The sequence below is a fragment of the Mesorhizobium sp. M1A.F.Ca.IN.020.06.1.1 genome, from assembly GCF_004023265.1.
GTDB lineage: Bacteria > Pseudomonadota > Alphaproteobacteria > Rhizobiales > Rhizobiaceae > Mesorhizobium.
Map to the genome: position 1 here is coordinate 1 of NZ_RZSR01001087.1, position 1,843 is coordinate 1,843.

Below are 1,843 nucleotides of genomic sequence, written 5' to 3' on the forward strand. Positions count from 1 at the left end.
CAGCCAATCTCTCCCCTTGCGGGGGAGATGTCCGGCAGGACAGAGGGGGGTGTGACGGAGCGCTGACGTGGGCCAAAAACTACTCAAACCTCTCCGGCAAATGATGCTCCTCGGCCAGGTCCGAGAACCGCGTGAATTCGCCATGGAAGGCGAGGCTGACGGTGCCGGTCGGTCCGTGACGCTGCTTGGCCACGATGCACTCGGCCTTGCCGCGCGCCTCGTTCATCTCGTTTTCCCACTTGATGTATTCGTCGGTGCCGAGCTTCGGCTCGCGGTTCTTGAGGTAGTATTCCTCGCGGTAGACGAACAGCACCACGTCGGCGTCCTGCTCGATCGAACCGGATTCACGCAGGTCCGAGAGCTGCGGGCGCTTGTCGTCGCGGCTTTCGACCTGACGCGACAGCTGCGACAGCGCGATGATCGGCACGCCGAGCTCCTTGGCTAGAGCCTTCAGGCCCGTGGTGATTTCGGTGATTTCCTGCACGCGGTTCTGCGAGGCGCGCGCGCTCGAGCCCTGCATCAGCTGGATATAGTCGATGACGATGAGGTCGAGGCCGCGCTGGCGTTTCAGCCGCCGCGCCCGCGCGGAGAGCTGCGCGATCGAGATGCCGCCGGTCTGGTCGATGAACAGCGGGATCTTCTGCATCGTCTGCGAGCAGGCGACCAGCTTCTCGAAATCCATCTCGGAGATCTCGCCGCGGCGGATCTTCGATGACGAGATTTCGGTCTGCTCGGAGATGATGCGGGTGGCGAGCTGTTCCGACGACATTTCGAGCGAGAAGAAGCCGACCACGCCGCCATTGGCCGCCTTGAAGGTGCCGTCGGCCTGCTGCGCCGGTTGATAGGCCTCGGCGATATTGAAGGCGATGTTGGTGGCCAGAGAGGTCTTGCCCATGCCGGGGCGCCCGGCAAGCACGATCAGGTCGGAAGGCTGCAGGCCGCCCATGCGGCGGTCGAGGTCGCGCAGCCCCGTGGCGATGCCTGACAGATGGCCGTCGCGCATATAGGCGGCGTTGGCCATGTCGACGGCGGTTTTTACCGCGTCGTTGAAGCTCTCGAAGCCGCCGTCGTAGCGGCCAGTCTCCGCGAGCTCGAACAGGCGCCGCTCGGCGTCCTCGATCTGCTCCGAGGGCGACATGTCGACCGGCGCGTCATAGGCGATGTTGACCATGTCCTCGCCGACGGTGATCAGCGCCCGGCGCGTGGCGAGGTCGTAGATGGCTCGTCCGTAATCGGCCGCGTTGACGACCGTGACCGCCTCGACGGCGAGCCGCACGACATACTGCGCCACCGTCATGTCGCCGACCTTCTCTTCCGCCGGCAGGAAGGTCTTCAGCGTGATCGGCGTCGCGATCTTGCCCATGCGGATGAGCTCTGCCGCGACCTCGAAGATCTTGCGGTGCAGCGGCTCATAGAAATGCGCGGGCTTGAGGAAATCCGAGACGCGGTAGAAGGCGTCGTTGTTGACCAGAATTGCGCCAAGCAGCGCCTGCTCGGCCTCGATGTTGTTCGGTGCCTCGCGGTAGAGCGGTTGCTCCGCCACGCCGAGCTTGCGCGCTGCTTCAGCCATGATGTCCCCGATTTCGATCCCGCTTCCTCGATATCAGAACTGGAAAAGTCGGTGCTGACTTATCTGCAACAGTGAGGTTCCAACCGGCTTCGATGCTCGCGATTCACAACCGAAATTTTTCCGTGGAAAGAATCGTCATTGACTCGAATCGAAGTGCGCAACCCTAGCGGGCCTCGAACGAGAACAAAACAGGAAAATGCGATGCCGGTTATGTCAGTCGTGGCAAGCTTGTCTGCGCCGTGTCGCCTCGCCCCTGAATCACAAGCGGCTCAG

1 protein-coding gene is annotated in these 1,843 nt (G+C 62.8%); it reads right to left on the reverse strand.

Going from position 1 to position 1,843, the window contains the following annotated elements:
• Positions 1 to 79 precede the first annotated feature (79 nt).
• On the reverse strand, positions 80 to 1,570 hold the full coding sequence (locus tag EOA60_RS31210) for a replicative DNA helicase (protein ID WP_067330253.1): 1,491 nt from the start codon (positions 1,568 to 1,570) through the stop codon (positions 80 to 82).
• Between the last annotated feature and the right edge of the window lie 273 nt (positions 1,571 to 1,843).